The sequence below is a fragment of the Bradyrhizobium sp. WYCCWR 13022 genome (assembly GCF_030435535.1).
Lineage (GTDB): Bacteria > Pseudomonadota > Alphaproteobacteria > Rhizobiales > Xanthobacteraceae > Bradyrhizobium.
The window spans coordinates 1-26080 of record NZ_JAUIZJ010000038.1 but is presented as its reverse complement, the minus strand read 5'-3'; the positions used below and the strand labels follow the sequence as shown (position 1 = coordinate 26080).

At 64.9% G+C, this 26080-nt stretch carries 29 protein-coding genes and 1 riboswitch; of the genes, 19 read left to right on the top strand and 10 right to left on the bottom strand.

What is annotated here, in order from left to right:
- The first annotated feature begins 36 nt into the window (after positions 1–36).
- The 7 genes from QY049_RS35200 to QY049_RS35170 all read left to right on the top strand — a co-directional run bounded on the left by QY049_RS35200 (position 37) and on the right by QY049_RS35170 (position 8230).
- Complete coding sequence (locus QY049_RS35200; protein ID WP_258762706.1) at positions 37–1695, top strand: bifunctional UDP-sugar hydrolase/5'-nucleotidase; 1659 nt, start codon at positions 37–39, stop codon at positions 1693–1695.
- A 133-nt stretch (positions 1696–1828) separates the two neighbouring features.
- Complete coding sequence (locus QY049_RS35195; protein ID WP_258762707.1) at positions 1829–2758, top strand: histone deacetylase family protein; 930 nt, start codon at positions 1829–1831, stop codon at positions 2756–2758.
- Positions 2759–2831: 73 nt separating this feature from the next.
- Complete coding sequence (locus tag QY049_RS35190) at positions 2832–3083, top strand: exodeoxyribonuclease VII small subunit (protein WP_194477154.1); 252 nt, start codon at positions 2832–2834, stop codon at positions 3081–3083.
- Between the two features lie 585 nt (positions 3084–3668).
- Positions 3669–5597 (top strand): 1-deoxy-D-xylulose-5-phosphate synthase, encoded by a 1929-nt coding sequence (gene dxs, locus QY049_RS35185; RefSeq protein WP_258762709.1) that lies wholly within the window; start codon positions 3669–3671, stop codon positions 5595–5597.
- Between the two features lie 76 nt (positions 5598–5673).
- The gene (locus tag QY049_RS35180) at positions 5674–6228 is read left to right on the top strand and encodes a nucleoside 2-deoxyribosyltransferase (protein ID WP_258762710.1); all 555 of its coding nucleotides are present in this window, start codon (positions 5674–5676) and stop codon (positions 6226–6228) included.
- 27 nt (positions 6229–6255) lie between these two features.
- Positions 6256–6990 carry a TlyA family RNA methyltransferase gene (locus tag QY049_RS35175; protein ID WP_258762711.1) on the top strand — a complete coding sequence of 245 codons (735 nt, stop codon included), beginning with the start codon at positions 6256–6258 and terminating at the stop codon, positions 6988–6990.
- Positions 6983–8230: a class I SAM-dependent RNA methyltransferase gene (locus tag QY049_RS35170; protein WP_258762712.1), complete on the top strand. Its 1248-nt coding sequence runs from the start codon at positions 6983–6985 to the stop codon at positions 8228–8230. Before QY049_RS35175 ends, QY049_RS35170 begins: the two co-directional genes overlap by 8 nt.
- 4 nt (positions 8231–8234) lie before the next feature.
- Here the strand turns inward: QY049_RS35170 and QY049_RS35165 are convergent, their stop codons facing one another.
- Positions 8235–8825: a hypothetical protein gene (locus QY049_RS35165; protein ID WP_258762713.1), complete on the bottom strand. Its 591-nt coding sequence runs from the start codon at positions 8823–8825 to the stop codon at positions 8235–8237.
- A gap of 256 nt (positions 8826–9081) precedes the next feature.
- On the opposite strand from QY049_RS35165, the gene QY049_RS35160 reads away from it, so the two are divergent.
- On the top strand, positions 9082–10140 hold the full coding sequence (locus tag QY049_RS35160; protein WP_258762714.1) for a class I SAM-dependent methyltransferase: 1059 nt from the start codon (positions 9082–9084) through the stop codon (positions 10138–10140).
- Positions 10141–10186: 46 nt separating this feature from the next.
- On the opposite strand, the gene QY049_RS35155 is transcribed toward QY049_RS35160, so the two are convergent.
- Positions 10187–10822 carry a hypothetical protein gene (locus tag QY049_RS35155; RefSeq protein WP_258762715.1) on the bottom strand — a complete coding sequence of 212 codons (636 nt, stop codon included), beginning with the start codon at positions 10820–10822 and terminating at the stop codon, positions 10187–10189.
- Between the two features lie 164 nt (positions 10823–10986).
- Complete coding sequence (locus QY049_RS35150; RefSeq protein WP_258762716.1) at positions 10987–11859, bottom strand: DUF1194 domain-containing protein; 873 nt, start codon at positions 11857–11859, stop codon at positions 10987–10989.
- Between the two features lie 209 nt (positions 11860–12068).
- Positions 12069–12147: riboswitch (Fluoride riboswitch) on the top strand.
- A 112-nt stretch (positions 12148–12259) separates the two neighbouring features.
- Here QY049_RS35150 and QY049_RS35145 point away from each other — a divergent pair.
- The 6 genes from QY049_RS35145 (at position 12260) to QY049_RS35120 (ending at position 15846) form a co-directional block, all read left to right on the top strand.
- On the top strand, positions 12260–13462 hold the full coding sequence (locus tag QY049_RS35145; protein WP_258762717.1) for an MFS transporter: 1203 nt from the start codon (positions 12260–12262) through the stop codon (positions 13460–13462).
- 7 nt (positions 13463–13469) lie between these two features.
- Positions 13470–13868, top strand: coding sequence for a fluoride efflux transporter CrcB (gene crcB, locus QY049_RS35140; protein WP_194482814.1), 399 nt, complete (start codon positions 13470–13472; stop codon positions 13866–13868).
- Positions 13869–13874: 6 nt separating this feature from the next.
- A complete protein-coding gene (gene crcB / locus QY049_RS35135) occupies positions 13875–14300 on the top strand; it encodes a fluoride efflux transporter CrcB (protein WP_194477164.1) in 426 nt (141 codons plus the stop codon).
- Between the two features lie 2 nt (positions 14301–14302).
- On the top strand, positions 14303–14644 hold the full coding sequence (locus QY049_RS35130) for a DUF190 domain-containing protein (protein ID WP_194477165.1): 342 nt from the start codon (positions 14303–14305) through the stop codon (positions 14642–14644).
- A gap of 43 nt (positions 14645–14687) precedes the next feature.
- Positions 14688–14993 (top strand): ATP-dependent Clp protease adapter ClpS, encoded by a 306-nt coding sequence (gene clpS, locus QY049_RS35125; protein ID WP_194477166.1) that lies wholly within the window; start codon positions 14688–14690, stop codon positions 14991–14993.
- Between the two features lie 85 nt (positions 14994–15078).
- On the top strand, positions 15079–15846 hold the full coding sequence (locus QY049_RS35120; RefSeq protein WP_258762718.1) for a hypothetical protein: 768 nt from the start codon (positions 15079–15081) through the stop codon (positions 15844–15846).
- Here QY049_RS35120 and QY049_RS35115 read toward each other — a convergent pair.
- From QY049_RS35115 to fabI, 5 genes are all read right to left on the bottom strand, one after another.
- Positions 15843–16337, bottom strand: coding sequence for a GNAT family N-acetyltransferase (locus QY049_RS35115; protein WP_194477168.1), 495 nt, complete (start codon positions 16335–16337; stop codon positions 15843–15845). The genes QY049_RS35120 and QY049_RS35115 overlap by 4 nt on opposite strands.
- A gap of 10 nt (positions 16338–16347) precedes the next feature.
- The gene (locus tag QY049_RS35110) at positions 16348–17538 is read right to left on the bottom strand and encodes an adenylate/guanylate cyclase domain-containing protein (RefSeq protein ID WP_258762719.1); all 1191 of its coding nucleotides are present in this window, start codon (positions 17536–17538) and stop codon (positions 16348–16350) included.
- A gap of 78 nt (positions 17539–17616) precedes the next feature.
- The gene (aroC, locus tag QY049_RS35105) at positions 17617–18705 is read right to left on the bottom strand and encodes a chorismate synthase (protein WP_258762720.1); all 1089 of its coding nucleotides are present in this window, start codon (positions 18703–18705) and stop codon (positions 17617–17619) included.
- 93 nt (positions 18706–18798) lie between these two features.
- A complete protein-coding gene (locus QY049_RS35100) occupies positions 18799–19398 on the bottom strand; it encodes a histidine phosphatase family protein (protein WP_258767022.1) in 600 nt (199 codons plus the stop codon).
- Between the two features lie 12 nt (positions 19399–19410).
- Positions 19411–20232 (bottom strand): enoyl-ACP reductase FabI, encoded by an 822-nt coding sequence (fabI, locus tag QY049_RS35095; RefSeq protein ID WP_194477171.1) that lies wholly within the window; start codon positions 20230–20232, stop codon positions 19411–19413.
- A gap of 172 nt (positions 20233–20404) precedes the next feature.
- On the opposite strand from fabI, the gene QY049_RS35090 reads away from it, so the two are divergent.
- Complete coding sequence (locus QY049_RS35090; RefSeq protein WP_128953175.1) at positions 20405–20893, top strand: sigma-70 family RNA polymerase sigma factor; 489 nt, start codon at positions 20405–20407, stop codon at positions 20891–20893.
- Between the two features lie 106 nt (positions 20894–20999).
- Positions 21000–21773 carry an anti-sigma factor gene (locus QY049_RS35085; RefSeq protein WP_258762721.1) on the top strand — a complete coding sequence of 258 codons (774 nt, stop codon included), beginning with the start codon at positions 21000–21002 and terminating at the stop codon, positions 21771–21773.
- 430 nt (positions 21774–22203) lie between these two features.
- On the opposite strand, the gene QY049_RS35080 is transcribed toward QY049_RS35085, so the two are convergent.
- Together QY049_RS35080 and QY049_RS35075 are read right to left on the bottom strand one after the other, a co-directional pair.
- Positions 22204–23166 (bottom strand): DnaJ C-terminal domain-containing protein, encoded by a 963-nt coding sequence (locus tag QY049_RS35080; protein WP_258762722.1) that lies wholly within the window; start codon positions 23164–23166, stop codon positions 22204–22206.
- A gap of 111 nt (positions 23167–23277) precedes the next feature.
- Positions 23278–23643, bottom strand: coding sequence for an RT0821/Lpp0805 family surface protein (locus tag QY049_RS35075; RefSeq protein WP_309493928.1), 366 nt, complete (start codon positions 23641–23643; stop codon positions 23278–23280).
- A 155-nt stretch (positions 23644–23798) separates the two neighbouring features.
- On the opposite strand from QY049_RS35075, the gene pdxH reads away from it, so the two are divergent.
- The 3 genes from pdxH to QY049_RS35060 are packed head-to-tail and all read left to right on the top strand — an operon-like array spanning position 23799 to position 26015.
- Positions 23799–24440, top strand: a complete 642-nt coding sequence (gene pdxH, locus QY049_RS35070; protein ID WP_258762724.1) for a pyridoxamine 5'-phosphate oxidase — start codon at positions 23799–23801, stop codon at positions 24438–24440.
- 39 nt (positions 24441–24479) lie between these two features.
- Entirely contained in the window at positions 24480–25232 is a 753-nt protein-coding gene (locus tag QY049_RS35065) for an SDR family NAD(P)-dependent oxidoreductase (protein WP_194477175.1), read from the top strand.
- A gap of 12 nt (positions 25233–25244) precedes the next feature.
- On the top strand, positions 25245–26015 hold the full coding sequence (locus QY049_RS35060; RefSeq protein WP_258762725.1) for a class I SAM-dependent methyltransferase: 771 nt from the start codon (positions 25245–25247) through the stop codon (positions 26013–26015).
- The last annotated feature ends 65 nt before the right edge of the window (positions 26016–26080 follow it).

Genomic DNA, 26080 nt, shown 5'->3' with positions numbered 1-26080 from the left:
CGTGAAATCTTCGCGCGGAACGACTAATCTGGTTCCATGCGATACCAATCCATCCTTGCCGCGCTTTCACTCGCGCTCGTTGCCCTGCCCGCCGCGGCCCAGACCGCGGCGCCCGTGGATTTGCGCATTCTCGCGATCAACGACTTCCACGGCAATCTCCGTCCGCCGCCGGGCGGCATCCGCATCAACGACCCCGAGGACAAGAGCAAGAAAGTGACGGTGGCGGCCGGCGGCGCCGAATACATGGCAACGCTGGTGAAGCAATTGAGCGCGGGGCACAAGAATACGATCTTCGTCGCCGCGGGCGACCTGATCGGGGCGAGCCCGTTTTTGTCGGCGATGTTTCACGACGAGCCCTCGATCGAGTCGCTCTCGATGATGGGGCTTGCGATCACTTCGGTCGGCAACCACGAATTCGACGAGGGCAAGACCGAACTGCTCCGGATGCAGAATGGCGGCTGTCATCCGGAGGACGGCTGCCAGGGACCGCATCCCTTCACCGGCGCGAAATTCCATTATCTCGCGGCTTCGACCGTCGACACCGCAACCGGCAAGAGCGTGCTGCCGCCTTACGAGATCCGCGAGTTCGAGGGCATCCCCGTCGCCTTCATCGGTCTCACCTTGAAGGAGACGGCAGGCATCGTTTCGCCCAAGGGCATCGCGGGGCTTGAATTCCGCGACGAGGCCGAGACGGTGAATGCGCTGGTGCCCCAGTTGAAGGCGAAGGGCGTCGAAGCGATGGTGGTGCTGATCCACCAGGGCGGCGAGCCCTCCGGCGACTACAATGAATGTCCAGGCATCACGGGACCGATCGTCGACATCGTGAAGAAGTTCGACCGCGCCGTCGACGTCGTCGTCAGCGGCCACACCCATCGGGCCTATGTCTGCGACATCGACGGACGGCTCGTCACCAGCGGCGACAAATACGGCACGCTGGTCACCGCGATCGACCTCAAGCTCGATCCTGCCACCCGCGACATCGTCAGCGCCAAGGCCGAGAATGTCATCGTCGCCGACGCCTCGCTCGCCAAGGATCCCGACCAGACCGCGCTGATCGACGCCTATGACAAGCTCTCCGCCCCGATCGCCAATCGCCCGGCCGGATCGGTGACGCAGACGCTGTCGCGCGTTCCGAACGACGCCGGCGAAAGCGCGCTCGGCGACGTCATCGCCGATGCGCAGCTTGCCGCCACGCAGAATGCCGGGGATGGCAGCGCCGTCATCGCACTCACCAATCCCGGCGGCATCCGCACCGACATCATCCCCAAGGAGAACGGCGCGGTGTCGTATGGCGAGATATTCGCGAGCCAGCCGTTTCGCAATCGCCTCGTCACGATGACGCTGACCGGCAGCCAGCTCAAGGACATGCTGGAACAGCAATGGCTCGACCCGAAGCGGCCGCGGATCCTCCAGGTGTCGAACGGGTTCAGCTATAGCTGGGATGCATCCCGGCCGTTCGGCGAGCGCGTGTTGGCTGACAAGATGGCGCTCAACGGCAGGCCGCTCGAGCCGGCCACCGGCTACCGCGTCACCGTCAACGATTACCTCGCCGTCGGCGGCGACGGCTTTACCGTCGCCAAGCAGGGCACCTCGCCGCAATATGGCGGTTACGACGCCGATGCGCTGTTTGCCTTCTTCAGGGCGCACGGCCCAATCGGCCCGCTGCCGCCGACCCGCATCCTGCGCGTCGATTGATCCGGATCAAACGGGCCGAAACGGACGACCCTTTGCCAATCGCGGGGGAACGCCTAGATTGGGTTTTGCATTGCGTTTTGGCGCCGGATGCGCCAAGCGACGTCGAGAGTTCGTTCCCAGTGAGGCCGACCTGATGAGCACGCTTCTTCTCTCCCACAAGGCCTGCCTCGACCACGTCACGCCGCCGGGTCACCCCGAGCGCCCGGACCGCCTGCGTGCGGTCGAGGAAGCGCTGTCGGTTGAACGCTTCCAGTTCCTGGCGCGCGACCTCGCACCGGAGGGCGATCTCGATCTCGTCACGCTGTGCCACAACGAGCACTACGTCACCGAACTGCGCCACATCGCGCCGACCAGCGGCCAGGTCTATCTCGACGGCGACACCTCGATGTCCCCCGGCACGTGGGAAGCGGTGATGCGCGGCGTCGGCGGCGCGGTGGCCGCGACCGAAGCCGTGATGAACGGCGAGCATCGCAACGCCTTCGTCGCGGTGCGCCCGCCCGGCCATCACGCCGAGATCGGCAAGCCGATGGGCTTCTGCTTCTTCGACAATGTCGCGATCGCCGCGCGCCACGCGCAGCGCAAATACGGCATCAAGCGCGCTGCCATCGTCGATTTCGACGTGCATCACGGCAACGGCACCCAGGACATCTTCTGGTCCGACCCGACCGTGATGTATTGCTCGACGCATCAGATGCCGCTATTTCCGGGCACCGGTGCCAAGGGCGAGCGCGGCGACCACGACACCATCGTCAACGCGCCGCTCGCCTCCGAAGACGGCGGACCCGAATTCCGCAGCGCGTTTGAAAACCTGATCCTGCCGCGCCTGGCCGAATTCAGCCCCGAGCTTCTCATCATCTCCGCAGGGTTCGATGCGCATTTCCGCGATCCGCTGGCCTCGCTGAATCTGCGCGCGGAGGACTATGCCTGGGTGACGCGCAAGCTGATGGACCTCGCCGACAAGTCCGCAGGCGGACGCGTTGTTTCCGTGCTCGAAGGCGGCTACGACCTGCAAGGACTGAAAGAATCTGTTACGGCGCATGTCGGCGCCCTGATGGGCGCTTGAGATACCCGCCACATTACGCCCGCAAAACTCTGCTGTTTTGCAACAGAAGCGAATCGGGCAATCGGAAACGGATATGGCCGAAAATACCCAAGTCGACGTCTCCAGGCTCACCTTCGAGCGCGCGATCGAGGAACTCGAAACGATCGTGAAGCGGCTTGAGGACGGCAAGGTCCCGCTCGAGGAATCCGTCACGATCTACGAGCGCGGCGAAGCCCTGAAGCGGCGCTGCGAGGAGCTTTTGCGCCAGGCCGAGGCCCGCGTCGACAAGATCACCACCGATGCCAATGGCCAGGCCGCCGGCACCGCCCCGCTCGACGTGCAGTAGGGCTCCGGTCGGAGCTGCCCGTTCACGGCATCGGCCACCCGCATTTTTTCAGGATCGCACGTCCTTTTTTCTGATCCCGGCCGGACCATCGCGACGGCGGGATTAAAAAAATTTCCCTCTGGCGCCATCACCCTGTGAATCGGGCCAAAAAGGCTGTTCTTCGGTCCAAAATTCTGCCAAGGAACCGGGCACGATTGGAACCACCACGCCGGCGCCGCGATTAACCAAATTGGCCCGCCGGTTGCACCTGCATACCCGTAATCGGTCGGGCGGGTTGGCTTTGGCCTAAGCTTTGGTGTAAAGCTGCGCGGAGTGTGGCTTTTTGTTAGCCTTGACGTGGGGACCGATTTTCGACGTCAAGCGCCTCAAATCGCTAATGAAATTGACCTGGACGGACGAAGCCGATCCACGTGATAGGGGTCACGGAGACTGAACCGGAGCGCACTTTGGCTCACCTAAGCTTGAACAAGGGGCCCTGCCCCATGCAGGTGGCTCCGACGGTTTGAGGACTCGCGCTGCGCCGAAATTGTGCAAACCCATCGCGCACCGGAACGACCTTCCGGCGCTGACAAATTGGAAATCGCTGTGAACGCATACAGTAAAACGCCGCTTCTCGACACCATCCGGACGCCGGAAGACCTGCGCAAGCTCAAGGTCGAGCAGGTTCGCCAGGTCGCCGACGAGCTGCGTCAGGAGACCATCGATGCCGTCTCGGTCACCGGCGGTCACTTCGGCGCGGGCCTCGGCGTGGTCGAGCTCACCACCGCGATTCACTATGTCTTCGACACGCCGCGCGACCGGCTGATCTGGGACGTCGGCCATCAGGCCTATCCGCACAAGATCCTCACCGGACGCCGCGACCGCATCCGCACGCTGCGCACCGGCGGCGGCCTGTCCGGCTTCACCAAGCGCAGCGAGAGCGATTACGATCCGTTCGGCGCAGCCCATTCCTCGACCTCGATCTCCGCCGGCCTCGGCATGGCCGTCGCCCGCGACCTCGCCGGCGGCAAGAACAACGTTATCGCCGTGATCGGTGACGGTGCGATGTCGGCGGGCATGGCCTATGAAGCCATGAACAATGCCGGCGCAATGAACTCGCGCCTGATCGTCATCCTCAACGATAACGACATGTCGATCGCCCCGCCGGTCGGCGCCATGAGCGCGTACCTGTCGCGCCTGTACTCGGGCAAGACCTATCGCACGCTGCGCGAGGCGGCCAAGCAGATCAACAAGCGCCTGCCGAAGATCCTCGCCAACCGCGCCAATCGCGTCGAGGAATATTCCCGCGGCTTCATGATGGACGGCGGCACGCTGTTCGAGGAGCTCGGCTTCTATTACGTCGGCCCGATCGACGGCCACAACCTCGACCATCTCCTGCCAGTGCTGAAGAACGTGCGCGACATGGAGACCGGCCCGATCCTGGTCCACGTCGTGACGCAGAAGGGCAAGGGCTACGGCCCGGCGGAAGCGTCCGCCGACAAGTACCACGCCGTCGTCAAGTTCGACGTCGCCACCGGCACCCAGGCGAAAGCCAAGCCGAATGCGCCTGCCTACCAGAACGTGTTCGGCCAGAGCCTCGTCAAGGAAGCGCAGAAGGACGACAAGATCGTCGCCATCACCGCGGCGATGCCGTCCGGCACCGGCGTCGACATCTTCAACAAGGCCTTCCCGGACCGCACTTTCGACGTCGGCATCGCCGAGCAGCACGCGGTGACGTTTGCCGCCGGTCTTGCGACCGAAGGTTACAAGCCGTTCTGCGCGATCTATTCGACCTTCCTGCAGCGCGGCTATGACCAGATCGTGCACGACGTCGCAATCCAGAACCTGCCCGTGCGCTTCGCCATCGACCGCGCCGGCCTCGTCGGTGCCGACGGCGCGACCCATGCCGGCTCGTTCGACAACGCCTATCTCGGCTGCCTGCCCAACATGGTGATCATGGCGGCGGCGGATGAAGCCGAACTCGTGCACATGGTGGCGACCCAGGTCGCCATCGACGACCGTCCGAGCTCGCTGCGCTATCCGCGCGGCGAAGGCCGCGGCATCGAGATGCCCGACGTCGGCGTTCCGCTCGAGATCGGCAAGGGCCGCATGATCCGCCAGGGCAACAAGATCGCCCTGCTTTCGTTCGGCACACGTCTGGCCGAATGCGAGAAGGCCGCCGACGAGCTCGCCGCTCATGGCCTCTCGACCTCGATTGCGGATGCGCGCTTCATGAAGCCGCTCGACACCGAGCTGGTGCTGAAGCTTGCCCGCGACCACGACGTGCTGATCACGGTCGAGGAAGGCTCGATCGGCGGCTTCGGCTCGCATGTGTCGCAGTTCCTGAGCGATCAGGGCGTGCTCGACACCGGCATGGTCAAGTTCCGCACGATGGTGCTGCCCGACGTATTCCAGGATCACGACACGCCGGCCGCGATGTACGCCCGCGCCGGTCTCGACGCCAAGGGCATCGTCGCCAAGGTGTTCGAAGCCCTCGGCAAGGACATCAAGACCGAGACCGTCAAGCTCGCCTGATCCGTCGCGGCAAACTCACCCCACCTCTCCCATCGGGAGAGGTGTTGCACCGTGCTTGGCGTTCGGCGGGTCACTAATGAAAATCTATCTGGCAGGTCCCGACGTGTTCCTGCCGGATGCGGTCGAGATCGGCCGCCGCAAGGCGGCGATCTGCGCCGCGCACGGGCTCACCGGCCTCTATCCCCTCGACAACATTGTCGACCTCACCGCGCCAGACGCCGCGCGGCAAATCTTCTGTGGCAACGAGGCCATGATGGACGCGGCCAGCGCCATCATCGCCAATCTCACCCCGTTCCGCGGCGCCGGCGCCGATCCCGGTACCGTCTACGAGCTCGGCTACATGGCCGGCCGTCGCAAGTTCTGCCTGGCCTATTCGAACGACCCTGCAACCTATGCCGACCGCCTCGGCCGCTTCATGGACGTGACGTCGGAGGGCGATCGGCTGGTCGATGCGCAGGGGCTGACGGTCGAGGATTTCGGTCTCGCCGATAACCTCATGATGATCCACGCGCTGGAGCTGCACGGCTGCCCGCTGGTGACGCCGACCACGATGCCGGTCGACGTCTGGCACGATCTCGCTGCGTTCGAGACTTGCGTCCGAATGGCAGCCGCGCGATTGATTGCACCATAAGCCCTTCAGTCGTCGTTCGGAGATCCGATGTCCCCTGCCCGCAAGCGCGCGGATGTTCTGCTGGTCGAGCGCGGCCTGTTCGAGAGCCGGGCGCGGGCGCGCGCGGCGATCGAGGCCGGGCTTGTCACGGCTGACAGCAAGCAGGTCGCAAAGCCATCGGAGACGATCGCCGAGGACGCGGTGATCCAGGCCGAGCCGGCGCATCCCTACGTCTCGCGCGGCGGTGTCAAGCTGGCGGGCGCCCTGGAGCGTTACCCGATCGAGATCGAGGACCACGTCTGCCTCGACGTCGGCGCCTCCACCGGGGGCTTCACCGAGGTGCTGCTGGCGAACGGCGCGAGCCTGGTGTTCGCCGTGGACGTCGGCACCAGCCAGTTGCACGCCTCGCTGCGCGGTCATCCGAAAATCATGTCGATGGAGGAGACGGACATCCGCAGCTACGAGGGCAAGCGGCTGCCCGCGCGGCCCGAAATCGTCGTCATCGACGTCAGCTTCATCTCGCTCAAGACGGTGCTCCCCGTCGCGCTGTCGCTCGCCGCCGCGCCCGTGAGCCTGCTGGCGCTGATCAAGCCGCAGTTCGAGGCTGATCGGAAACACAACAAGAAGGGCATCATCCGCGATGCCGCCGTGCACCAGGAGATCTGCGACGACATCGCGGCCTTTGCCGCCTCGCTCGGCTGCACCGATATCGAGATATTCCCTTCCTCCATTGCCGGCGGGGACGGCAACATCGAATTCTTCCTGGGCGCGCGCCGTGGTTGAACGCCTCACGATCGACCATGTCGGCCATCGCGGCGACGGCGTCGCGCTCACGACGGGCGATGCGATCTATGTGCCCTGCACGCTCGGCGGCGAGACCGTCGAGGTCGACCATGTCGTTGGCCATCACCCTGATCGTCGCAAGCTGCTGGCGGTGGACATCGCGAGCCCCGAACGCATCGAGCCATTCTGTCCGCATTTCGGCATCTGCGGCGGCTGCGCGATCCAGCATTGGGCGACCGAGCCATACCAGGCCTGGAAGCGCAACATCGTGGTCGAGACGCTGGCGCAGGCCGGCATCGATTGCGCGGTCGCGCCGCTGCTCGACGCTCATGGCGCCGGCCGAAGACGAGTTACGCTGCACGGGCGATTCGGCACGCATGAGGTGCTCAAGGTCGGCTTCTCGGCCGCGAGCGCGCACGACGTGATTCCGATCCATCGCTGTCCAATCCTCGATCCGGCGCTGGAAGGCGCGCTCGATGCAGCCTGGGCACTCGCCGAGCCGCTGACGTCGAGGATGCCGGTGACGAAACCGCTCGACATCCAGGTCACCGCGACCGCCAACGGCCTCGATGTCGACGTGCGCGGCTCCGGCCCGCTGCCGACGCCGCTGGTCACGGCGCTGTCGCGCGTTGCCGAACAGCACCGTCTGGCGCGACTGACGCGGCACGGCGAGCTGGTGCTGCAACGCCTGCCGCCGACGGTGAGGATGGGCCGCGCCGAGGTGACGCTGCCGCCGGGCTCGTTCCTGCAGGCGACCGTGGCGGGCGAAGAGGCGCTGGCCGCTCTCGTTGCAGAGCGCATTGGCAAGGCGAAGGAGGTTCTCGACCTCTTTTGCGGTGTCGGCCCCTTCGCATTGCGTCTTGCAGAAAAGGCACGCGTCACCGCCTACGACAACGACGCCGGTGCCATCGCCGCGCTCGCGAAGGCTGCGCGCACGCCGGGCTTGAAGCCGATCAGGTGCGAGCCGCGTGACCTGTTCCGCCGTCCCCTGGTGCCGCCGGAGCTGCGCGATTTCGATGCCGTCGTGTTCGATCCGCCGCGCCAGGGCGCGCAGGCTCAGGCGTTGAAACTCGCGGCGAGCAAGGTGCCCGTGGTGATCGCGGTGTCCTGCAACGCCGCGACGTTTGCCCGCGACGCGCGGCTGTTGATCGATGGTGGTTACAAGATCGAACCCGTCGTCCCGGTCGACCAGTTCCGCCACACGCCGCACGTGGAATTGGTCGCGCGATTTACGCGGTGAAATCTTAGCGCCGGAGCTGGCCGAGCGCCGGCGACTCGCCGGGCAGCATGTTCGACCTGATATCGCTGTCCATGCGGCCCGAGTCGCGCTGGGTGAACCCGGCCCCGAACGACAGGCTGAGGTTCGACGTCGGCTTGAATTCGACGCCCCCAAATGCGCCATAGCCGGGCCCGGCGGCGGAAGTCAGCGGTGCGACCGAGCTGCCAATGCCGTTGCCATATTTCAGCGTGTCGATGCCGGCAAAGAAGGTCACCGGCGATCCGCCCGCGGTCTTCATGTTGTAGCCGAACTGCGTGCTGTCGTAGGACAGCGCACTGAAATTGGTCGTGGGTCCGGTCTGGGTGAAGCCATTCAGGGCGAGATTGCCGCTCCGGCTTCCGACAAAGAAGCCGGGGTGAAACTCATAGCCGCCGTTGGCATCGCGGGTATTGAAGCTCGGAGAGTTGCCATAGCTCTCAGTGCCGCCGCCATAACCAAATCCCCCGCCCGGAATCCAATATTGCAGGGGTGCGACCTGCGCGTGAACACGCACTCCACCGAAGCAGAGCACTGCGAAAAGGGTTGCAAGACTGCAGGAACGAACAAAGCCGGGCATTCAGGGAACCGTCAGACTGATCGATAAATTATACGCACAGCGCCGTGCGAATGCCAGCGATGCGATGCCGCTGAGCGCGGCACCAGGTTTCTGGATCGGGGCTTTCCGACGCTTTGAACCTCCTCCGTGCCGGATTGACCCATTGAAAGGACGCGAAAGCTGAGGCCGCGGCGATGACCGCAAAAGGCCTGTCGCAGTCCGATCACGCGCAATTGCGCAGACCTTTGAAAATGCCCAACATTGGATGGAGGCTGTCATGGAGGTCAATGCCGACAGGTTGAATGCTTTTATGGGCAAGATGATCACCGAGGTCGGGGCGGCGATGAACGCATCGCTCATCCTCTTGGGCGACAAGCTCGGGCTCTATCGCGCCCTCGCCGCCAAGGGACCGATGAACTCCGCCGAGCTCGCGAAAGCCACCGGAACGGCGGAGCGCTACGTCCGCGAATGGCTGGCGAGCCAGGCGGCATCCGGCTACGTCGAATACGATGCCGGTTCAGGAAAATTCTCGATGCTGCCGGAGCAGGCGATGGCGCTCGCCGACCAGGACAGCCCGGTGTTTCTCGGCGCGGTCGGCAACGTCATTGCCGCCGCGTTTCTCGACGAGCCGAAGATCACGGACGCCTTCAAGTCCGGCAAGGGTGTCGGCTGGAACCGGCGCAGCGAGTGTCTGTTCTGCGGCACGGCGCGCTTCTTCCGCACCGGCTACATGCATCATCTCGTGCAGGAGTGGCTGCCCGCGCTCGACGGCGTCGTGGACAAGCTCAAGCGCGGCGCCAAGGTCGCCGACGTCGGCTGCGGGCACGGCGTCTCGACACGGTTGATGGCGAAAGCCTTTCCGAACTCCCGCTTCTACGGGTTCGACTATCACGAGGGCTCGATCGAGGCAGCACGAAAAGCGGCAAGCGAGGCCGGGCTCGGTGACCGCGTCAGCTTCGCGGTTCACTCGGCCAAGACCTATCCGGCCGAGGGCTACGATCTCGTCTGCTTCTTCGATTGCCTGCACGACATGGGCGATCCCGTCGGCGCGATCAGCCACGTGCGCCAGACCATGGCGAAGGACGGCACCTGCATGCTGGTCGAGCCGTTCGCGGGCGACCGCCTCGAAGACAATCTCAACCCGGTCGGGCGCGTCTATTACGCGGCGTCGACCATGATCTGCACGCCGGCCTCGCTCGATCAGGAGGTGGGCCTCGCGCTCGGCGCGCAAGCCGGCGAGGCAAGGCTGCGCAAGGTCGCCGCCGAAGGCGGATTGTCACGCTTCCGCCGCGCCGCGGAGACGCCGTTCAACCTGATCCTTGAGGCACGGATCTGATCCTGAATGGCGGCGGGCGCGGCCCAGCGCTCGCCGCCGCGGGCGGCTACGCCGTCCGGTCCACCGAAGACGACGAATCCGCCGGCGGATATTTCGTCACCGGCACCATGAAGGATTTGGTGCCGACCTGGTAGATGATCTTGCCGTTCTGCCCGTCGTCGGTTGCGATCTGCGACTGCCCGAACATGATGACGTTCTTGTAGACGATGCCGGTACCCTGGCGGGTGATGCCGTCGGTGGTGACGCTGACCTCGGCCTCGTTGCCGTTGACGGACAGCACGCGAAAGCTCGCGCTCTTGCCGTTGTCGCTGGAATAGCCGCCCCAGCTTCCCATCAGCCGGCTGTCGGAGGCCGGCGGCGCCTGCTTTGCGAGCGTGGCGGTCTGCTTGCCGGCACCGCCCGCGGAGAACAACAGCACCAGGTTCTTGCCGTCCTTGGTGCCGACCGTGATCGAGCCGAAGGTGATGAGCGAGCCGCTGACCTGGGCGAAACCGCGCTCGGTGTGTCCGTTGTGGGTGTACTCGACCTGAGCCCGGGCGCCTCTGATGTTCACGACCTTGAAGCCCACGGGCTGGTTGTTGCCCGCCCAATTGCCTTTCCATTCACCGAGCAGAGCGCTCTGGTGATACATCCGCTCGTTGGCCGGCGAAATCTGGCTGGTGCTTTGCGTGACGATGGGCATGGGCTTGCTCGGTGAACGGCCCCGACGAACTTGCCTGCATTCGAGCACCGGCAAACGGCATCGGAAACATTCGGAAACACTCCGACTAGGCCACGCCGCGGTTAACGAGCCGTTAACTTCAGCCGCCTCGACCGGCGAGGAATAGGTCTCGTCAGGTTGAGCCGTTAGCGGCCCCAGCGATCCGACCAGATCTTCTCGCCGATCAGACAGTTCACGCGCGGCTCCTTGTTCTTGTCCGCAACGTGCACCACTGGGGGTGTGCGGCCGGCGACCTCCATCAGCAGCTTGGTGCGGATCGCCTCCTTGAACTTCTCGCGATCCTTGATTGCGATCACGAAGGAGCCGGGGCCGCCGATGACGCAATCCTCGTAATAGTAATCGAGGTTGTCGATATCCATGGTCGAATAGGACGGCTCCTTCACCATGATAGGCAGGCCGTTGATGACGATGCCCTTCTCGAGCGCGAGATCGCGCGCGACGGTGACCGGGCCGCCGTTGTTGTTCGGACCGTCGCCGGAGATGTCGATGACGCGGCGAAGCCCGTGATAAGGGTTCTCGTCGAACAGCGGCATCGCGAATCCGATCGCGCCTGATATCGAGGTGCGCGAGGCGCGCCGGATCGGCGTCTTCAGGATCTCGGCTGCGACGGCATCCGCCGTCTCGGGTCCGTCGATGAGGCGCCAGGGGATGATGATCTTCTGGTCACCGGTTGCGGCCCATTCGAAATACGTCACGGCGATCCTGCCGCTGGGGCCGGCCTTCAGCGCTTGCAAGAACTCCTTCGACTGGATCGCCTGCGCGTAGCCCTCGCGCTGGATCGCGAGCTCGTCCATGTCCATCGAATAGGACACGTCGACCGCGAGGATCAGTTCGACATCGACCGACTGCGCATCGCCGTCTGCCGCCTGCCGCTGCTGTCTTGATGGTTCGAATTGCGGCGGTTCAAATTTGGGACTTGGTGCCGCGATGCTCGCGACGTCCCCCCCGGCAAACACGCCGGCCACCAGCACAGCCCCGATCGAGAACAGCAAGCGCATCGCAGTCTCCCGTCGTACGGCGCGATGGTGACATGCAAACGCCTTGCCGCAAAGCGCCAAGATCGCTCGTGCTTCACATTCCAGTTAGGATTTTCAGCGCAGCGGCGCGAAATCGCCGTCATGTCGCCACGCATGCGCCGCCACGCATTCGCGACGCGGGACAGCGCGCCTCGCCCACTTGTTCCCCGTCATTTCCATGCTAGTCTGATGACACAGATGGGGATGGAGTCCCCCGACAACCGCCCGGCGGTCGAGCGATCGTAGTGGGCTGATGACTCCTGCTAGAGGTGGGGCAATGAGCCCCTGCCTTTGGCGGGAGCATGGACAAACCCGCCGATGGCGGGTTTTTTATTGCCTGAAAGCGAAGGCCACGGGATGCCCAGGACGTGAAGACAACGACGTGACGACGATACCGAAAGCTGCACGCGAGAGGCTACCCAGGGGAATCTGGGTGCTCGGCTTTGTCTCGATGCTGATGGACATCTCCTCGGAGATGATCCATGCGCTGCTGCCGGTCTATCTCGTCACCGTGCTCGGCGCCTCCACGCTCACCGTCGGCTTCATCGAAGGCATCGCGGAGGCGACTGCCGCGATCACGAAAATCTTTTCCGGCGCATTGTCGGACTGGCTCGGCCGGCGCAAGCTGCTCGCGGCCTTGGGCTACGGGCTGGCCGCTCTGACGAAGCCGCTGTTTCCGCTCGCGCCCAGCATCGGCTGGCTGGTGGTTGCGCGCTTCATCGACCGGGTCGGCAAGGGCATTCGCGGGGCGCCCCGCGATGCGCTGGTCGCCGACATCGCGCCCGCGGGCCTGCGCGGCGCGAGCTTCGGCCTGCGGCAGTCGCTCGACACGATCGGCGCTTTTGTCGGACCGCTCGTCGCGATCGGCCTGATGTGGTGGACGGCAGATCATTTCGTCGCCGTGTTCTGGGTGGCCGTGGTGCCGGCGTTCCTGTCCTTTGGCCTCATTACGTTTGCGGTGAAGGAGCCGGACTCGAGCCGCGAGCCGGCGAAGAACCCGCTCAACGCCGCCGCGATGCGGCAACTTGGATCCATGTATTGGCGCGTCGTCGCGATCGGCGTCGTGTTCACGCTGGCGCGTTTCAGCGAGGCCTTCCTGATCCTGCGCGCGCAGAACATCGGCCTCAATGCAATGTGGGTGCCGGCGGTGCTGGTGCTGATGAACATCGCCTACGCGCTCTCGGCCTATCCGGCCGGCGTGCTGGCGGACCGGATCAACCGGAACGCCCTGCTCACGCTGGGCCTCGTCGTTCTCGCCGGCGCCGACCTCGTCCTCGCGCTGCTGCCCAATCTTCCCGGCCTCGCCATCGGCGTCGTGCTGTGGGGCCTGCATATGGGGCTGACGCAAGGCCTGCTCTCGGCGCTCGTCGCCGATACTGCACCGCCAAGCCTGCGCGGCACCGCATTCGGCTATTTCAACCTGTTCACCGGCCTTGCGATGCTGGCCGCAAGCGTCATCGCCGGCGCGCTGTGGGACGCCTATGGTCCGGTCGGCACGTTCCTTGCCGGGCTAGGCTTCGCACTGGCCGCGCTGGTGGGGCTGCTTGCCGCCGGCAAGGGTCTGGCAATGGAGAACAAGTCATGACGGGGGACTGTTCATCGTGCTGAGCGGAGCGATCGCAATCATTGTCGGCAGTGTGCTGGGCGGCTGCACCCGCTATTTCGTCTCCGGCGCCATCGCGCGGCGGCTGGGCGAGACCTTTCCCTGGGGCACCATGACCATCAACGTCACAGGCGCCTTCCTGATCGGCATTCTTGGCGCGCTGGCGACTCATCCAGGCTCTCTCTTCGCCTCGCCCAGTCCGTGGCTGTTCGCGGTGACCGGCTTCCTCGGCTGCTACACGACGGTGTCCTCGTTCAGCCTGCAAACGCTGACACTGGCGCGCAGCGGCGAGCCGGTACACGCGCTCGGCAATGTCGTGTTCTCGGTCGGACTTTGCCTCGCGGCCGTGAGCTGCGGCTTCCTCCTCGCGGACAGCTTTGGAGGCTAGCCGCAGATGAATGCTTCCTCCGCCGACCGCTGGCGTACCGCGCTGCTCTATGCCTGGGTCTCTGCCGGCAGCATCGTCGGCGGCCTGACACGCTATCTGGTCGGGCTCGCCCTCGATACCGGCCCGGGTTTTCCCTTCGCGACGTTGTTCATCAACGCCACGGGCTCGCTCATCATCGGCTTCTACGCGACGCTGACCGGCCCGGACGGCCGTGTGCTGGCGCGGCCGGAGCATCGGCAGCTCGTCATGACCGGCTTCTGCGGCGGCTACACCACCTTCTCGACCTTCAGCCTGGAGACCTTCCGCCTGTTCCACGGCGGCCTGAAATATACCGCACTCGCCTATATCGCGGCGTCCGTCGTCTGCTGGCTGGTGTCGGTATGGGCAGGGCATATGATGGCGAACCGCTACAACCGCTTGAAAAGGAGCTGACCATGCAAATCCCCAATCAGGCTGTTTCGCTCCGGATCTTCATCGGCGAAAGCGACCATTGCAACGGCAAGCCGCTCTATGAAGCCATCGTGCTGGCGGCACGCGAGCGGCACATTGCCGGCGCTACCGTGCTGCGCGGCCCGATGGGGTTCGGCAAGTCGAGCCGGCTGCACACCTCGAAGATCCTGCGCCTCTCGGAAGACCTGCCGCTCCTGATCGAAATCGTCGACAGCGAGGACAACATCAACGCATTCCTGCCCATCCTGGATGGCATGATGTCTAGCGGCCTGATCACCTTGGAGAAGGTGCAGGTCCTCCAATATGGTACAAAGACCGCGAGCTGATCGCTCCGGCAGGGAACCGAGCCCGCCGTGTCCAGGAGGCGGAATGAACGACACCGTCACCACGCCGAAAACCAGGACCAAAACCAAGGTCGAGCGGCCGAAGCTGCACAAGGTCATCCTGATCAACGACGACTACACGCCACGTGAGTTCGTGACCATGGTGCTCAAGGCAGAATTCCGCATGACCGAGGATCAGGCCTACAAGGTCATGATCACCGCGCACAAGCTCGGCGCCTGCGTCGTTGCCGTCTTCACCAGGGACGTCGCCGAGACCAAGGCCACCCGCGCCACCGACGCCGGCCGCGCCAAGGGCTATCCGCTCCTGTTCACGACCGAGCCGGAGGAATAGGCCGCGCCAGTCCGTCGCGCGCCTTTGCGTCAATTTTACCGATCGGCGCTACCACGGGTTCAATCTCCTGTGTCACGACGATGCGATGTCAGTCTCACTGCGCAAACAAATCGAATTCAAGCCCGCCCGCCACGAGACCTCGTTCGGTCCGTTCAAGCTGCTGCACGTCCTGCCCTGGCTGATCCTGGCGGCTGCGATGCGGGTGATCGCGTTCGGCGGCGGCCCCGTGGCGCTGCCGGCCATCATTATTGCGGACATTTCGGTGCTGCTGGCCTTCTTCGCGACCGCGCAGCAATCGATCGAGGCGGCCGGCGGCCAATCCTCGCTCGGCGAGTTGACATGGGGGGAGCAGTTCAGGCTCTCGTTCTCAATCCTGTGGCGGATCGCGCTGGTGATGGTCGCGGCAGCAATCAGCGCCGCGGCAGCCGGCTATGAGGCGGCGCATCATCTGATGGCGGGCCTCGACGGCATGGCCTTCGACCAGTTCACCCATCCCGGGCGATTCTGGAGCGCAGCGATCGCCGCGCTGGTGCTGCTGATGATCGTCCGCGCGGAGCGCGACGACGGCCAGATCGCGTTGTTTGCCGCGATCGGCGAGTTCGCGCGGCGCGGTCTGTGGCTCGGCGCGGCCGTGATCGCGCTCGGCGTCGTCAACATCGCGCTCGCCTACGGACAGGAAGCGGTACGCACCGCGATCTGGAATTTCTGGCAGACCTCGCAAGCAAGCGACTTCATCAAGAATCTGATCTATTTCTGCTTCATCTTCAGCTTTGCCATGCTTCGGCTGTGGATCACCGTCACGATCCTGACGCTCGGCTTGAAGCAGTCATATATCAGCGATGGCCGCGGCTAGCCCCTGAGGCGCGCCATGATGATCTCGTCGTGATGGATACCGTCGAGGAGGATCGCCCTTTTCTTGGTGCCCTCCTCGACGAACCCAACCTTGCGATAAAGGGCGGCCGCGACGGTGTTGGTCGCGAACACGCCGAGCTCGATGCGGCGGAAGCCGAATACATCAGCAGCCTGAACGGCATGCTGCAACAGCCTTTCGCCGAAGCCTTGGCCGCGGAAATCCGGAACGAGCCCCATGAAGAGATCGCCGACATGCGCCGAGACAACGCGGCTGGCCGGCGGAATGTTGCACCATCCGACCACGGCGCCATCGGCGACGGCGACGATCTGCGGATAGCCACGCTCGACATTGCGCGCAACGAAAGCGCGCACCTGCTCGATCGGCGGCGCCTCGCTCAGCGCGATGTATTTGCGCTCGCGAGCGACGATGTCGACCGCGGCACGGAAGGCGTCGGTATCGGCGATTTCGATCTGGCGGAATTCGACGGTCATGGGTGAGCCTTCACGCCATCACCACTGGCGTCTCCTCCGCCAGCCCATACACGCGCTGCGCCTTGGAAAACCCCGCGATCGGAAAATCGCCGAGATTACGCCAGTCGTGCCCGCAGACCTTGGCAAAGCCCTCCGACACCACGACGGTCCGCCCCAGGCGACCGGCGATCTTCTCCAGCCGCGCGGCAAGATTGACGGCGGGACCGATGCAGGTGAAGTCGAGGCGATTGCCGCCACCGATATTACCGTAAAGTATGTTCCCGACGTGCAGAGCGACGCCGAAGCGGAAACGCTCGACGACGTCGCCGACGGGGTGCGCCAGCGCATCGACGCTGGCGCGGGCTTCGCGCGCTGCTTCCAGCGTCCGCGCGCAGACATGGGAGGCGTCGCCGACATATTCGTCGATCGGGAACACCGCGAGCAGGCCGTCGCCCATGAATTTCAGGACCTCGCCGCCATGCCCCCTGATGGCGGTGACCTGACAGTCGAAATAGCGGTTCAGGATCTCGACCACGGTCTCGGCCGGCAGCCGGTCCGACAGCGCGGTGAAGCCGCGCAGATCCGAGAGCCAGATCGCGGCCTGCATGGTGTCGTTGTGGCCGCGGCGGATCTGGCCGCCGAGGATGCGCGCACCCGCGCGGTTGCCGACGTAGGTGTCGAGCAGCATCTCGGCGGTGCGGCGCAGGCTGACGATCTCGCTGACACGCGCGAGCGGCGCCATGATCATCCTGATCGCTGCGATGTCGTCGTCGCTGAAGCCGCCGGGTCGCCGCGTGACCCAACTCGTCGCATGGATCGAGCCATCGAGAAACGGCATCGGCACCGCGATGTAGTCGGTCACCCCTTCGACGCGCATGTCGTCGAGGAACGGAAACCGCTCGCTGTCGGGGTCGTTCATGCGGCCCCGCACCTCGATCCCCTGCTCGAACACGATGCGAAGCGGGCTCTGGGCGAATTCGGGGGTATCCAGGATATCGAAATCGACGGTGCCCATCTCGACCTTCTGGCCCTGCCGCCAGATGAAGTTGCGACCGAAGATTTCCGGATGCAGCGTGCGGATGAAGATCCCGAAGCGCCACAGCGGCAGGCCGGCATCGACCAGCTTCTCGCAGACAGCGGCGATCATGTCGGCCGAGGTCCCCGAGGTCTTCGCCCCGTCGATCAGCCAATTCAAGACACGCTGGAGCCCGGACCTGTCCATGCCCGCATTTGCGGACGAAGTGGTGGAATCGTCAAGCTGCGCGGTGGGCTATTACCGCGACACGAGTGGCCGTCGACGCTAGCGCCCCACCTGCCCGCGGTCGCGCAGGAAGTGGTCGGCCAGCACGCAGGCCATCATGGCTTCGCCGACCGGGACGGCGCGGATGCCGACGCAGGGGTCGTGGCGGCCCTTGGTGAAGATCTCGGTGTCGGTGCCCTTGCGATCGACGGTGAGGCGCGGCTGCAGGATCGACGAGGTCGGCTTCACCGCGAAACGCACCACGATCGGCTGTCCCGTGGAGATGCCGCCCAATACGCCGCCGGCGTGGTTGGACAGGAAGCGCGTGCCGTCATTGCCGGTGCGCATCTCGTCGGCGTTCTCTTCGCCGGTCAGCTCGGCTGCGCCAAAGCCGGCACCGATCTCGACGCCCTTCACGGCGTTGATGGTCATCATCGCGCCCGCGAGATCGGAATCGAGCTTGGCGTAGATCGGCGCGCCAAGTCCTGCGGGCACGCCCTCGGCGACGATCTCGAGCACCGCGCCGATCGAGGAGCCGCTCTTGCGGATGCCGTCGAGATAGGTCTCGAAGAACGCGGCCTTGTCCTTGTCGGGACAGAAGAAGGGGTTCTTCGCAATTTCGTCCCAGTCCCACTTCTCGCGGTCGATCTTGTGCGGGCCGATCTGCACGAGCGCGCCGCGGACCTTCACATCCGGCAGCACCTTTCGCGCGATCGCACCGGCGGCGACGCGCGTCGCAGTCTCTCGCGCCGAGGAACGGCCGCCGCCGCGATAGTCGCGCAGGCCGTACTTGGCTTCATAGGTGAAGTCGGCATGACCAGGACGAAACTTGTCCTTGATCTCCGAATAGTCCTTGGAGCGCTGGTCGGTGTTCTCGATCAGGAGCCCGATCGGCGTGCCCGTCGTCACCTGCACGCCGGTCTCGGGATGCGCCATGACGCCGGAGAGGATCTTCACCTGGTCCGGCTCCTGGCGCTGGGTGGTGAAGCGCGACTGACCCGGCCGGCGGCGATCGAGATCCTGCTGGATGTCCGCCTCGGTGAGCGGGATCATCGGCGGGCAGCCGTCCACCACGCAGCCGATCGCCACCCCATGGCTCTCGCCAAAGGTGGTGACACGGAACATGTGGCCGAAGGTGTTGAAGGACATTGCTTCTCGCTGGCTCGGTTCCGGCGTGTGGTAACGCGCGAGGGGCCGGGGGTCAAACCCGATAGGCAGGCCCTGGACCGACCGCGCCGAGGCTCAACTATACTTCTCCAGCCGGCCGTCGCGAAACACGTAGACGGCGCCCTGCTCGATATAGAGCTCCGCGGCGCTGGCCGGCGTCTCCAGGCCGAGCGAGACCATCAGGGCCCGGCAGGTGCCGCCATGGGCGACCGCGACCGTGTCGGTCCGCAGTTCGTCGTACCAGGCGCGAACGCGGACCTGGACGTCGGCATAGGTCTCGGCGTTCGCAGGTCCCACGGTCCATTTGTCGGCGAGGCGCCTCGCGTAGATCTCGGGATCTCTCGCCTCGCTTTCGGCCAGCGTCAGCCCTTCCCAGACGCCGTAGCCGATTTCGCGCAGGCGATCGTCCAGCGCATAGTCCGTCACGGGCAGCTCGAGCTTGGCGCGCGCGAGTTCCATGGTCTGGCGCGCACGGCCGAGCGGGCTCGACACATAGGGCAGCGCCGCCTTGTCGCGGCCGTCACGCCCGAGGAGGTCAACCAGAATGCCGCCGGCCTGCACGGCCTGGTCGCGGCCGCGCGCATTCAATGGAATGTCCCTGGTGCCCTGGAGCCGTCCGAGCGCATTCCACTCGGTCTCGCCGTGGCGAAGATAATAGATCGTGGGCACGGGTATTCCAGGTGGTGGTTAGTCCTTGCCGCCGAGCGAGACGTCGGGCGCATCGGGCCGTTTCATGCCGAGCACGTGGTAGCCGGCATCGACGTGATGCACCTCGCCGGTAACGCCGCGCGCGAGATCGGAGAGGAAATACAGCGCGCTGTCGCCGACCTCCTCGATCGTCACGTTACGCCGCAGCGGCGCGTTGAGCTCGTTGTATTTCAGCAGCAGCCGTGAATCGGCGATGCCGGCGAACGCCAGCGTCTTGATCGGTCCCGCCGAGATCGCGTTGACGCGGATCGCCTTCTCGCCGAGATCGGCGGCGAGATAGCGCACGCTCGCCTCCAGCGCGGCCTTGGCGACGCCCATGACGTTGTAGTTCGGCATCCACTTCTCGGAGCCATAATAGCTCAGCGTGACGATCGAACCGCCGTCGGTCATCAGCTTCTCGGCGCGCTGCGCGATCGCAGTCAGCGAGTAGCAGGAGATCAGCATCGACTTGGAGAAATTGTCCGCGGTGGTGTCGACGTAACGGCCCTCGAGCTGATCCTTGTCGGCAAACGCGATTGCGTGCACGACGAAATCGATCTTGCCCCACTTCTCCTTCAGCACGTCGAACACGGCATCGATGGTCGCGGCATCGGTGACGTCGCAATGGCCGAGCATGAGTGCGCCGAGTTCGGCCGCGAGCGGCTCGACCCGCTTCTTCAGCGCATCGCCCTGGTAGGTGAGTGCGATCTCGGCGCCGGCCGCCTGGCACGCCTTGGCGATGCCCCAGGCGATCGAGCGATTGTTGGCAACGCCGAGGATGACCCCGCGCTTACCCTGCATCAGACCTGAATTCTGCGCCATTTCTTCACGTCCCGTCGAACTGGATCAAGGTCTGGAGGTACACCAGCCCTCCCCTGCGGTACAGTCCTAATCCGCGGCGTTAACGCTGTTTCCAGCGCCGGAATAGCCGTTCCATTCGGGTGTTATGATTGCTAGAGGCGCTCGCGCCGAACAGCAGGACGTCAAAGACGGCATGAGTGCGTTTCGCCAGAGCGTAGAAGCCATGATCCCGGCGTTGCGCCGCTACGCCCGCGCGCTGACGCGCGATGCGGACGCGGCCGACGATCTGGTGCAGGACACGCTGGTGCGTGCGTTGCGTTCGGAGCGATTGTTTCTCGGAGGCGACGTCAGGAGCTGGCTCTACACGATCCTGACCAACCTCAACAAGAACCGGCGGCGCTCGCTGGCGAGGCGGCCGCAATTCATGCAGCTGACGGAGAACAACCCGGATGCCAGCGGGACGGAGGCCGAAGGACGCGACATCGAGCGGGCACTCTCGACGCTGGTCGAGGAGCAACGCTCGGTGCTGCTGCTGGTGATGTTGGAGGGCATGAGCTACCGCGAGGTCGCCGACATCCAGGGCGTGCCGATCGGTACCGTGATGTCCCGCCTGGCGCGCGCCCGCGCGCACGTCAAGGCGTCGCTGGAGGGTGAGCGCCCGGCACTCAGGCGGGTGAAATGATGGCAGGATCGATGCATCGCGCGTGCCGCGCCCCCTGCATGGAGAGAGAAGCAGCGCAATTGAACCGCGTCAGATATTTTGGGCCGCAGAGCCAGAGACGACCGATATGAACGACCGCAATATTCCCGTGACCGAAGACGAGCTGCACGCCTTTGTCGACGGCGAGCTGCCGCCCGAGCGCCGCGCCGACGTCGAGGCCTGGCTTGCCGCCCACCCCGACGATGCCGAGCGGGTGCACTCCTGGCGCGCCATGGCCGAGATGCTGCATGCCCGTTACGACAGCATCGCCCAGGAGCCGGTGCCGGCCCGGCTGGAGCTCGAACGGCTGGAGCGCCGTCCGCGGCAATGGCTCTACGGGGCGGTGGCGGCCACCCTGGTTGCCTTCGTCGCCGGCGGCGCGGCCGGCTGGGTCGCGCATGGCGCCGCCAATGCGCCCTCGACCTTCCAGAGCTTTACGGCGGACGCGCTCGAAGCCCATCACCTCTATGTCGTCGAGGTCCGCCACCCCGTCGAGGTCGGCGGCAACGAGCGCGACCACCTCCAGGCCTGGCTGACCCGGCGGTGCGGCTGGACCGTGTTCGCGCCAAATCTCGAGCCGAGCGGGCTGAAGCTGGTCGGCGGCCGTCTGCTGCCGGGGCCGAACGGACCGGCGTCCTTCCTGATGTATGAGGGAGCCTCGGGCGAGCGCTACACGATCTACACCGCCAAGACCGAGACCGGCGCAACGCAGATGCGATACGCCAGGGCGGACAAGGATGGAGCGCTGTTCTGGGCCGAACGCGGCGTTGGCTACGTCGTCAGCGGCGGCGGCGCCGACCGCGATCGCCTGACCAAGGTGGCGCAAGCCGTGTACGACCAAGCCGAGAAAAGCGGCGGTTAGACAACCGCGAAAACGGCGTGCCTCGATTCCGTCATTGAAAATTTGGAATCAGGACATGTGTGCGTCTCATTATCGCACCGGGTGTTCACGCGATTATGAGTGGCGTTCGATCCGCCGATCGACGCGGGCGGCCTCGATTGGGGTTTTTGGTACCGCGCTGGTCCCCCTCTCGAGGCCGCACCTTTTTGTCGGCTGCCCCGCCGGACAGCCGATACGTCGGCCATACGAGCCGAGAAGCGCTACCACGCTTCCCGTGTATGATGGGCATCATCCGTTCGGAGATGCGTTAGGCCTTTAGGAGAACCCCTTCAGTTCCGATCTCTCGCTAAAGCGCGATGGCTCGCGCTTTAGCTCATTGTTTGCGCATGATCTTCTCGGAAAGCCGCTACACACTTCGCGCTAACGCGGCCCTCCGGGTCCGGATCATGTGTCAGCCAAGCCCGCTACGTGGATTGTAGGGGTGTTGGTCCCGCCACTTTTCCATCAATGCTTCAAGCTCGGCGTCGTTCCCGTCCGGTAGCATAATCCTGACGGTGACGAAGAGATCCCCGGTTCCGCCAGATTTCGGCAAGCCCTTACCTTTGAGGCGGAAGGTGCGGCCGCTGGAGGTGTTTTTCGGGACCGACAGTTCCACGGCGTTGCCGAGCGTTGGCACACGAACCTTGCCGCCGAGAACAGCTTCGTAAAGCGTGACCGGCAGGTCGATCCGCAGATCCGCGCCATCGATCTTGAAGAACGGATGGGCCGCGATGTTGATGGTGATCAGGAGGTCGCCGGGCGGGTGACCCTGAGCGGTCTCGCCCTGCCCCCGCAGCCGGATTTGCTGACCTTCTATGACACCGGCCGGAATCTTGACGTTGAGTTCCTTGCCGTTCGGCAGCCGAACGCGCTTCTCGCCGCCCTTGACCGATTCTTCCAGCGAGACGGACATGGCGACGTTGACGTCGAGATCGAGTCCGATCCCGCCGGTGTCGAATTCGAACTGGGCACCGCCCCCGGCCCCGGGCCGCGCACCGCGCATCCCGCCGCCGAACATGCTGTTGAGGATGTCCTCGAACGCGCCCGCACCCTGGCCAGGACCCGCGCCGCCGCGGAAGCTGTAGCTCTCGAACCCACCGGGACCGGCGCGACCCCGCGGCCCGCCACCGCCAGGAAAGCCCTGGAAGCGCGGCTTGCCCTCGGCGTCGATCTCGCCGCGATCGAACTGCTTGCGCTTGTCCTCGTCGCCGATGATCTCGTTGGCCGAATTGATCTCGGAGAAGCGCTCGGCGGCCTTGGGATCATCCTTGTTGCTGTCGGGATGATGCTTCTTGGCCAGCTTGCGATAGGCGCTCTTGATCGCCGCAGCGCTCGCGCTCCGCGGCACCCCCAAGACCTCATAGGGGTCGCGCATCCGTCACGTCTCCTCTTGGGAAATCGAAATGTCGAAAGGGCTAGCCCGCCCCACCTGGACCTCATGTGGGGAGCGAGTGGCATTTTTGCAACTAGTCTGCTGAGCTGATTCCTAGCTCCGCCACGGCTTTAGCGTATGAATCTCCCAACGGCCACGGCTGCTTTGGCAGCCGGCCCCCCGGAGCCAGCTTTCGGTCGTCCCGTTGACATAGCTCGCCAGGAAGTCGCGGCACTTGCGACCATCCTCGGCGGCGTAGGATTGCGCGATCGGCGTCACCGAACCGCGCGCGCCGGTTTCCGGGTTCTCCCAGTGCTGGCTGGCATCCTTGTCGCCCATGCTCAGCACGTCGGAGGCGGCGTTGCGGGCGAAGGCGAGATCGGTCTCGGTCGGCCGGGCGTCCTTCACCGGCTGCGCGATCGAACCGGTGAGGTCGCTGTCGTCGGCCTTGGCGTAGGCGTTCGCGTCCGTGCGGGACATGCTGCAGCCGCCGGCACTGACCCCGATCAGAATCATCGTCACGGCGAAGCTGGATGACCGCATCGCCGATAGGCCAACGCGTCCCCATGCCCTATATAGGGCGAGAGCAGACAACAGCGCGCTTTGGGCCGCGGGACGCAATTCGGACTCCAGACATGACCGACACGACCTCGATGAAACACCAGACACCCTTAACATCCGGTGATTTCACCGCCGCCGACGAGCCGTTTGCGCTGTTCGAGGCCTGGTTGAACGAAGCGATCAAGAGCGAGCCGAACGATCCGAACGCCATGGCGCTCGCGACCGTCGATCCGGACGGCCTGCCTGACGTGCGTATGGTCCTGATGAAAGGCTTCGATACCGGAGGTTTCGTCTTCTACAGCCACGCCGCGAGCCAAAAGGGCCGCGAACTTGCCGCAAATCCTAAGGCCGCCTTACTTTTTCACTGGAAGTCGCTGCGCCGTCAGGTCCGCATCCGCGGCAACGTGACGCCGGTGACCGATGCCGAGGCCGACGCCTATTTCGCGACGCGACCGAAGCAGGCGCAGATCGGCGCCTGGGCCAGCAAGCAGTCGCAGGAGCTGGAGAGCCGCTTCGCCTTCGAGCAGGCCATCGCCAAGGTCGCGGCCAAATACGTCATCGGCGAAGTGCCGCGGCCGCCGGGCTGGAGCGGTTGGCGTATCACACCTGTTCGCATCGAGTTCTGGCACGACCGCCCATTCCGTCTGCACGATCGCATCGAATTTCGTCGTGACGCAGCCGGCCAGCCGTGGTCCAAGACGCGGATGTATCCCTAGAGCCTTCTCTCGATCTTTGGGCCGACCTGAAAGATGTCCATGCCGCATTCGTCCAATGCGCCGCGCCGCACGCTGCTCCTGACCGGAGCGAGCCGCGGTATCGGCCACGCCACCGTGATCCGCTTCTCGTCGGCGGGCTGGCGGGTCATCACCTGCTCGCGGCATCCCTTCCCCGAGGATTGCCCGTGGGATGCAGGCCCTGAGGATCACATCCAGGTCGACCTCGGCGATCCCGAGGACACCGCACGCGCGATCAACGAGATCCGCAACCGGCTCGAAGGCGGCACGCTGCATGCGCTGGTCAACAACGCCGCGATCTCGCCGAAGGGCCCGGGCGGCTCCCGGCTCGGCTCGGTCGACACCGACCTCGACACATGGACCCACGTCTTCCATGTCAACTTCTTCGCGCCGATCATGATCGCGCGCGGATTGATCGAGGAGTTGAAGGCGGCCAAGGGCTCGGTCGTGAACGTCACCTCGATTGCGGGCTCGCGCGTGCATCCGTTCGCGGGCGCCGCCTACGCTACCTCGAAGGCGGCGCTTGCCGCGCTGACGCGTGAGATGGCCTCGGACTTCGGCCGCGTCGGCGTGCGCGTCAACGCGATCGCGCCGGGCGAGATCGACACCTCGATCCTGTCGCCGGGCACGGAGAAGATCGTCGAGCAGCAGATCCCGATGCATCGCCTCGGCACACCCGACGAGGTCGCCAAGATCATCTACGTGCTGTGCACGGACACCAGTTCTTACGTCAACGGCGCCGAGATCCACATCAACGGCGGCCAGCACGTCTAGGTCAGGTGACGCATGGGCCGGTTTGCGAGCACGGCGTCAACTTACGAGCATTTGCGGCCGCCTTATCCTCGCGAATTTTTTCGCACCGTCGCACACAAGCTCGGCCTCACCAGAGAGAGCAGCCTGATCGATCTCGGCACCGGGCCTGGCCTGCTGGCACTTGGCTTCGGCCCCTATGTCGGACGCGTCGTCGGTGTCGATCCGGAGCCTGCGATGCTTGAGGCCGCCCGGCTCGCCGCGTCGCGCGCGGGGCGACATGTCACGCTGATCGAAGGCAAGGCAGAGACACTTTCCCCGGAAATCGGCGCGTTCGACATCGTCACGATTGGCCGTGCGCTGCATTGGATGGATCGCGATGCCACGCTTGCGCGGCTCGACGAACTTGTGGCCTGTGACGGCGCGATCGTGATCTGCGCCTCCTTCTCTGTCACCGACGGCCGCAACCCGTGGCTCGATGGTTACAACGAGATCCGCCGTCGCTGGTCACCCGAGAAGCTGTGGGAGGAAGCCGGCAAGGGCTCGCGCACCCATCGCGACTTGCCCGCGTTCTTTCGCGGCAGCGCCTTTGCTCCCACCGGGCTCGTCGCGGTCGAGACCAGCCACGCGGTGAGCACACAGGATCTGACAGAACGCGTGCTGACCTACTCGTCGTCCTCGCCGGAAGCGCTGGGCGACAATGTCGAAGCCGCATTGCGCGACATCGGGGGCCATTTGGTGCCATTCAGCCGCGATGGCATGATCACCGAGACCATCGTCTCGACGGCTGAGATCGTGAAGCGCTAAAGCATGATGGCATTAAGTTCGATAGCCTGAGTTTTTCAGGTAGTTGGCGCATTCCTCGGATGTGA

Excerpts from the sequence above, each read along its gene's own strand:
- QY049_RS35200 (WP_258762706.1), top strand. The coding sequence starts at position 37 with ATGCGATACCAATCCATCCTTGCCGCGCTTTCACTCGCGCTCGTTGCC.
- QY049_RS35195 (WP_258762707.1), top strand. The coding sequence starts at position 1,829 with ATGAGCACGCTTCTTCTCTCCCACAAGGCCTGCCTCGACCACGTCACG.
- QY049_RS35190 (WP_194477154.1), top strand. The coding sequence starts at position 2,832 with ATGGCCGAAAATACCCAAGTCGACGTCTCCAGGCTCACCTTCGAGCGC.
- QY049_RS35180 (WP_258762710.1), top strand. The coding sequence starts at position 5,674 with ATGAAAATCTATCTGGCAGGTCCCGACGTGTTCCTGCCGGATGCGGTC.
- QY049_RS35175 (WP_258762711.1), top strand. The coding sequence starts at position 6,256 with ATGTCCCCTGCCCGCAAGCGCGCGGATGTTCTGCTGGTCGAGCGCGGC.
- QY049_RS35165 (WP_258762713.1), bottom strand. The coding sequence starts at position 8,825 with ATGCCCGGCTTTGTTCGTTCCTGCAGTCTTGCAACCCTTTTCGCAGTG.
- QY049_RS35160 (WP_258762714.1), top strand. The coding sequence starts at position 9,082 with ATGGAGGTCAATGCCGACAGGTTGAATGCTTTTATGGGCAAGATGATC.
- QY049_RS35155 (WP_258762715.1), bottom strand. The coding sequence starts at position 10,822 with ATGCCCATCGTCACGCAAAGCACCAGCCAGATTTCGCCGGCCAACGAG.
- QY049_RS35150 (WP_258762716.1), bottom strand. The coding sequence starts at position 11,859 with ATGCGCTTGCTGTTCTCGATCGGGGCTGTGCTGGTGGCCGGCGTGTTT.
- crcB (WP_194477164.1), top strand. The coding sequence starts at position 13,875 with ATGAATGCTTCCTCCGCCGACCGCTGGCGTACCGCGCTGCTCTATGCC.
- QY049_RS35130 (WP_194477165.1), top strand. The coding sequence starts at position 14,303 with ATGCAAATCCCCAATCAGGCTGTTTCGCTCCGGATCTTCATCGGCGAA.
- clpS (WP_194477166.1), top strand. The coding sequence starts at position 14,688 with ATGAACGACACCGTCACCACGCCGAAAACCAGGACCAAAACCAAGGTC.
- QY049_RS35120 (WP_258762718.1), top strand. The coding sequence starts at position 15,079 with ATGTCAGTCTCACTGCGCAAACAAATCGAATTCAAGCCCGCCCGCCAC.
- QY049_RS35115 (WP_194477168.1), bottom strand. The coding sequence starts at position 16,337 with ATGACCGTCGAATTCCGCCAGATCGAAATCGCCGATACCGACGCCTTC.
- QY049_RS35110 (WP_258762719.1), bottom strand. The coding sequence starts at position 17,538 with ATGGACAGGTCCGGGCTCCAGCGTGTCTTGAATTGGCTGATCGACGGG.
- aroC (WP_258762720.1), bottom strand. The coding sequence starts at position 18,705 with ATGTCCTTCAACACCTTCGGCCACATGTTCCGTGTCACCACCTTTGGC.
- fabI (WP_194477171.1), bottom strand. The coding sequence starts at position 20,232 with ATGGCGCAGAATTCAGGTCTGATGCAGGGTAAGCGCGGGGTCATCCTC.
- QY049_RS35090 (WP_128953175.1), top strand. The coding sequence starts at position 20,405 with ATGAGTGCGTTTCGCCAGAGCGTAGAAGCCATGATCCCGGCGTTGCGC.
- QY049_RS35085 (WP_258762721.1), top strand. The coding sequence starts at position 21,000 with ATGAACGACCGCAATATTCCCGTGACCGAAGACGAGCTGCACGCCTTT.
- QY049_RS35080 (WP_258762722.1), bottom strand. The coding sequence starts at position 23,166 with ATGCGCGACCCCTATGAGGTCTTGGGGGTGCCGCGGAGCGCGAGCGCT.
- QY049_RS35075 (WP_309493928.1), bottom strand. The coding sequence starts at position 23,643 with ATGTCCCGCACGGACGCGAACGCCTACGCCAAGGCCGACGACAGCGAC.
- pdxH (WP_258762724.1), top strand. The coding sequence starts at position 23,799 with ATGACCGACACGACCTCGATGAAACACCAGACACCCTTAACATCCGGT.
- QY049_RS35065 (WP_194477175.1), top strand. The coding sequence starts at position 24,480 with ATGCCGCATTCGTCCAATGCGCCGCGCCGCACGCTGCTCCTGACCGGA.
- QY049_RS35060 (WP_258762725.1), top strand. The coding sequence starts at position 25,245 with ATGGGCCGGTTTGCGAGCACGGCGTCAACTTACGAGCATTTGCGGCCG.